A 5,396-nucleotide genomic window follows, 5' to 3' on the forward strand; every position below is an offset into this window, starting at 1 on the left:
AACGACAAGGGCTTTTTTTGTTTGTGTTATTCATATTTTCTGTAGTTTATCGATTAATTTTCTGCTTAATACTATCCGCTTATAGATAAATCACTAAAACCTGCCTACATTCTTCCAATGTTAAATTAATGTTAAGTGGGCGTGATGGCATATTTCGTACTAGCAATAATAGCCGCTATTGTTAATGTTGTTACGTCGTTTATGACGTTACATGTACTAGTTTCAACTTGTATTTTGTTTTTATCTGTTCTTATTGCGGCTATTGCTATGGGAAAGTTAACCACAAATCATAACGTTTCATCCAAAATGACTGAACCTGCTACCGATGGTATAAGACAAGCGAGTGGGAATGATGCTACGTTAGTAAGTCGCGCAGCGAGCAAAATTGCCATTGGCAGCGCATCTATATCTTTCTTTTTAGATCAGTTATCAAAGGCATTTAAAGAGCAGGTATCTAGCATCGGAGAAATGAGTGGCAGACTACAGGAATTAGAAGCGTCTTCAACTCAATTAGATGATCTTGCTAAAAATGCTGCCTCTTCCATGAACGAGTCTGACGAAAAGACTCAGTTTGGCAGTACGTCTTTGAAAGAAGTGTTAAGCCTACAACAGCAACTTGTTAAAGACATAAATATGTCATCTGAAGCACTTACTAGATTAAAAAGTAAAGCTGAGGGGATAAGTACAATAACGAATACCATTAACCAATTGGCCGACCAAACAAATATGCTAGCGCTAAATGCAGCCATTGAGGCAGCAAGGGCGGGAGATCAAGGACGTGGTTTTGCTGTTGTCGCTGATGAAGTTCGTGAACTTGCCAAGAAGACAACTGATGCGACGTCAGGAATTGAAAGTCTACTACAAGATATGAATGCAAGCAGTCACGCTGCAGTTTCAACAATGGAAATAGTACTTAGCTCCAGCGATAGTATGAATGTAAAGCTGCAGGCCAGTGAAGAAGCGATATCGCAATCCAGTATGCTTTCTACAGAAGCGCGTGAATCGATGGGGGCTATGCAGTCAATGGTTGGAGTGAATGCCGAACATAGTGCAGGTATAAGCAAAAATATTCTTCAACTACACACTACTACTGAAAAATTGGGGCTGGATCTAACCGACGTCTCTACTCAGGCGCTTTCACTGAGTAGCCAAGCAGAAGACATATTTAGGCTTCTGGAAAACTTCGATGTAACTGATAGAAATAGTGAGGTAAGAGACATTGCAATGAAAGCAGCAAACACTATTGGCAAACGATTCGAGCAAGCGATATTGCAAGGCGAGATATCAGAAGCAAATCTTTTTAGCTTTGAATATAAGCCTATTGTGAATACCAATCCTGTTAAGCACACCACACCCTTCGATAAATTCACCGACAACGTGCTCCCCGATATTCAAGAGCCTTTATTGCAAACGCATAGCTTCATAATTTATGCCGGTGCAGTGGATAAGAACGGATATTTTCCTACCCATAATAAAAAATTTAGTCAGCCCCTAACAGGCAATTACGATACGGATTTAGCAAACAACAGAACAAAGCGCATTTTTGATGACAATACCGGTAGTCGTTGTGGCAGCAATACATCAACCTTCTTGCTACAAACTTATAAGCGAGATACAGGCGAAATTATGCATGACTTATCTGCACCAATTTATGTTAACGGTAAACATTGGGGAGGGTTTCGTATAGGTTATAAGGCTGTGGAACAGTGATATTTTAGTGCTCTATTAGTAATATTTGCAGAATTTACTCGTTAGAGTGCAAGCAAGCAGCGTTACCGTAATTTTAAAAAGAGACATTTAACAAGTTGCTTATATTCTTTGTTTTACGCTTTTATTTGTGGCTTGCATCCCATACCATTAATAAATTGTTAGTCGTATATAAAAGTTTATGCCTTCACTAAAGCGTTATAGCACGTTTGGACTAGATGCCGACTGCGCATCAATCCATGGTTTTTCTGACATTCCTTCGTTTCTTTCTCTTTATAACTCGCATGAAACTGTCTATTTACTTGGCGGTGGCAGTAACTCTATTTTTACTGAAGACTTTCAAGGCGCAGTGCTGGTTAATGAGATCAAAGGCATCAGTCATTTTGATGATGAAAGCTATCATTATCTGCGCGTAGGGGCAGGTGAGAACTGGCACGACTTTGTTACCTTGTGTTTAGAAAATCAGTGGTATGGGTTAGAGAACTTGGCGCTTATTCCCGGTTCAGTAGGTGCAAGCCCCATACAAAATATTGGTGCTTACGGAATAGAAGTTAATGCGTTTATAGACACAGTTGAAATCGTTGTTTTAGATACTGGCGAAAAGACGCTGCTTAAAAACAACGATTGCGCCTTTGGATACAGAGACAGTATTTTTAAAAATGCGCTCGCTAACAAAGTGCTTATTACACACGTTAATTTTAAATTACCCAAAGCACATACGCTGGCTACGTCATATGGTGAATTAGCTGCATTAGAAAAGCCTACCCCTGAATCCATCTATCATAAGGTTATTGAAATTCGCCAACAGAAACTACCCGACCCAGCTACGTTCGGGAATGCAGGTAGCTTTTTCAAAAACCCAGTGGTGCCTATGTCGGTGTTAGCTAATATAAGTAAACAATACGATACTGTGCCTCACTTCGTTGTGCCCTCATCCGATGTTCAAAGTAGCGATGAATTCGTTAAGATACCTGCTGCCTGGCTAATCGACCAATCGGGTTTTAAAGGTGCCACGCTTAATCAGGTGCGCTGTCATCCAACCCAACCACTAGTGTTGACTAATTTGGGCGGCGCGAAAGGAAAAGATGTCATCGCAATGGCTAGCGATATTATCGCCACTGTATACGATAAATTCGCTATAAAACTAGAACCAGAAGTACGCCTTATGGGCAGCAAGGGACTTATTTCGCTATGAGACAAGCATCAAAAGCAATAAGAAAGCATATTTTAGCGTTACTGGCCGACGGACAATTTCATTCAGGAGAAACCATTGCACAGCAGGTTGGGCTATCGCGCACCGCAGTTGCAGGGCATATATCTCAGTTAGCAGACTGGGGGCTGGATGTATTTAAAGTGAAAGGTAAGGGCTATCGTTTAGAGCGAGGATTCCCATTGTTAAGTGCAGACAGCATTAAAAAGCATTTAGGTAACACAAAGCGTGCAATGATTGATGTTGAATCAGTGTTGCCATCTACAAATACCGAATTAAAAAAACGCATAGCAAATAATAGAGAAGACCTTGCCGACGGCGATGTTATTTTTGCAGAAATCCAAACAGCAGGGAGAGGGCGACACGGTCGTTCTTGGTTAGCGCCTGTTGGTGGAAGCCTTACTTTTTCGATGTATTGGTCTTTTCCTGATGGATATCAAAGTATGGCGGGGCTTTCGTTATTAGTAGGTCTTGCGGTGTGTGATGCACTAAAAGAGTTTGGTGTAGACGATGCCGAATTAAAATGGCCAAACGATATATACCTGCAAGGAAAGAAGTTAGCTGGCGTGTTAATTGAAGTGGAGGGGCAAATTGGCGCCACTGCACACTGTGTAATAGGCATTGGTTTAAATGTCTGTGTGCCAGACAGCCAGTATGACGTTGGCCAACCGCACAGTGACCTAGCAAGTTTTCTAGGACAAATTCCCGACAGAAATGCGCTTGCAGCTGAAATTATCAAATCGCTATGGTCGTATTTACCGAAGTTCACGCAACAGGGCTTTGGACCTTTCGCACCTTATTGGGAAGCGTTAGACCTTTATGCAGATAAACGCATTGTGCTGCAGATGGGAGAAAAGCGTTTTTCTGGTATTGATAGAGGCGTTGATGCCAGTGGAGCACTGCTTGTTGAAACGCAAGATGGCATTACACGCTTCCACGGTGGCGAGGTAAGCCTACGTGGTAACTAATTCCAAAACCCGTATTGACGAAAAACATGTCGTCTTGGTGGATATTGGTAACACTCGCATAAAATATACGCTTTTGAGTGATGTGGAAAACGAACCCACTGGATGTGAAGATGTCGCTTCTTTATTTTCTTTTGTTGATAGCCAAGAAAAAATCTCACATTTATATGTTGCATCGGTACGAAATAAAGAGTGGGTTGATGAAATTTCAGCCATGTGTGTTTGTCGAAAAATTATTTTTGTAGAGAAGCACACAGAAAAAGAAGCTTTCGGCATAAAAAATAGTTACGCCAACGAACAAAAAATGGGCGTTGATAGATGGCTTGCGATGATTTGTGCAGCAGAAAAATCAAAAAAAGCATTTTTTGTAATGGATGTTGGAACGGCAATAACGGTAGATTTTGTTGTGGATGGTCAACATTTAGGCGGTTGGATAGTGCCTGGCTTTCATGTAATGAGAGACGCATTAGTTGCTTCAACTAAAAAAGTGTTCGCAAACGATGAAATTCCGACCACCTTTGGTGTAGGTAACGACACTGAAGAATGTGTAGCCACAGGATGCCATGCAGCTGTTTATGGTGTTTATTTGAGCGCGGTTGATTACATATCAAGCAAACGATCCGATTTTGATGTGATTTTAGGGGGTGGAGACAAAAAAGTGTTTGCATTCTTAAAATCCGCTGATAATATGCGCCTCGCTCATTTGGTGATGCAGGGTCTTGCCCGCTACGCTCGAAGTGAACTGTTACAGTAAGCATCGACGTAAGTTTCTGATTGGTTAAGAAATCGGTCAGAAAAGAAAATTGAAAAATTTTCAAAAAGACACTTGCACTGAGTAAATCATTACTCTAGAATGCGCACCCACTTGATGTAGTGCCGACTTAGCTCAGTTGGTAGAGCAACTGACTTGTAATCAGTAGGTCGCCAGTTCGATTCCGGCAGTCGGCACCATCAATCTGGAGGGGTACCCAAGCGGTCAACGGGAGCAGACTGTAAATCTGCCGGCTCAGCCTTCGCAGGTTCGAATCCTGCCCCCTCCACCACTTTCTTTATGAGGTGGCCAGAGAATTAGGATTGCGGGCATCGTATAATGGCTATTACCTCAGCCTTCCAAGCTGATGATGCGGGTTCGATTCCCGCTGCCCGCTCCAAATCAGTGCTGATATAGCTCAGTTGGTAGAGCGCACCCTTGGTAAGGGTGAGGTCGGCAGTTCAAATCTGCCTATCAGCACCAGTAATTTCTCCCCAGCTCATGTAAAATTTCATAAATTTTTTAATGTAACTTTGCTGGGATAATAGAAATGGCAAAAGAAAAGTTTGAACGTACGAAACCCCACGTAAACGTGGGTACAATCGGCCACGTTGACCACGGTAAAACTACCCTAACTGCAGCTATCACTACAGTTCTTTCTAAAACTTACGGCGGTAACGCTCAGGCATTCGATCAAATCGATAACGCGCCTGAAGAGAAAGCACGTGGTATCACCATTTCTACTTCACACGTAGAATATGAC

5 protein-coding genes and 4 tRNA genes are annotated in these 5,396 nt (G+C 42.0%); all 9 read left to right on the forward strand.

The features are described from left to right. The first annotated feature begins 144 nt into the window (after positions 1–144). Complete coding sequence (locus tag V7R35_RS17585) at positions 145–1,710, forward strand: methyl-accepting chemotaxis protein (RefSeq protein WP_334016186.1); 1,566 nt, start codon at positions 145–147, stop codon at positions 1,708–1,710. Positions 1,711–1,888: 178 nt separating this feature from the next. After that, the gene (gene murB, locus V7R35_RS17590) at positions 1,889–2,902 is read left to right on the forward strand and encodes a UDP-N-acetylmuramate dehydrogenase (protein ID WP_334016187.1); all 1,014 of its coding nucleotides are present in this window, start codon (positions 1,889–1,891) and stop codon (positions 2,900–2,902) included. Continuing rightward, a complete protein-coding gene (birA, locus tag V7R35_RS17595) occupies positions 2,899–3,885 on the forward strand; it encodes a bifunctional biotin--[acetyl-CoA-carboxylase] ligase/biotin operon repressor BirA (RefSeq protein WP_334016188.1) in 987 nt (328 codons plus the stop codon). The genes murB and birA overlap by 4 nt, the downstream gene beginning before the upstream one ends. Next, positions 3,875–4,636: a type III pantothenate kinase gene (locus tag V7R35_RS17600; protein ID WP_334016189.1), complete on the forward strand. Its 762-nt coding sequence runs from the start codon at positions 3,875–3,877 to the stop codon at positions 4,634–4,636. Before birA ends, V7R35_RS17600 begins: the two co-directional genes overlap by 11 nt. A gap of 121 nt (positions 4,637–4,757) precedes the next feature. Continuing rightward, positions 4,758–4,833: transfer RNA gene (locus V7R35_RS17605), tRNA-Thr, on the forward strand. A gap of 7 nt (positions 4,834–4,840) precedes the next feature. After that, positions 4,841–4,925: transfer RNA gene (locus V7R35_RS17610), tRNA-Tyr, on the forward strand. A gap of 33 nt (positions 4,926–4,958) precedes the next feature. After that, positions 4,959–5,033, forward strand: a tRNA-Gly gene (locus V7R35_RS17615). Between the two features lie 7 nt (positions 5,034–5,040). Next, positions 5,041–5,116 (forward strand) — tRNA-Thr (locus V7R35_RS17620). Between the two features lie 67 nt (positions 5,117–5,183). Beyond that, positions 5,184–5,396, forward strand: a 213-nt coding sequence (locus V7R35_RS17625) for a GTP-binding protein (RefSeq protein ID WP_334013817.1), incomplete at its 3' end; no start/stop codon positions are given.

The sequence above is a fragment of the Alteromonas sp. S167 genome, from assembly GCF_036864375.1.
GTDB lineage: Bacteria > Pseudomonadota > Gammaproteobacteria > Enterobacterales > Alteromonadaceae > Alteromonas.

What these genes read in the sequence shown, in the direction of transcription:
- birA (WP_334016188.1), top strand. Translation starts at nt 2,899, where the DNA reads ATGAGACAAGCATCAAAAGCAATAAGAAAGCATATTTTAGCGTTACTG.
- V7R35_RS17585 (WP_334016186.1), top strand. Translation starts at nt 145, where the DNA reads ATGGCATATTTCGTACTAGCAATAATAGCCGCTATTGTTAATGTTGTT.
- murB (WP_334016187.1), top strand. Translation starts at nt 1,889, where the DNA reads ATGCCTTCACTAAAGCGTTATAGCACGTTTGGACTAGATGCCGACTGC.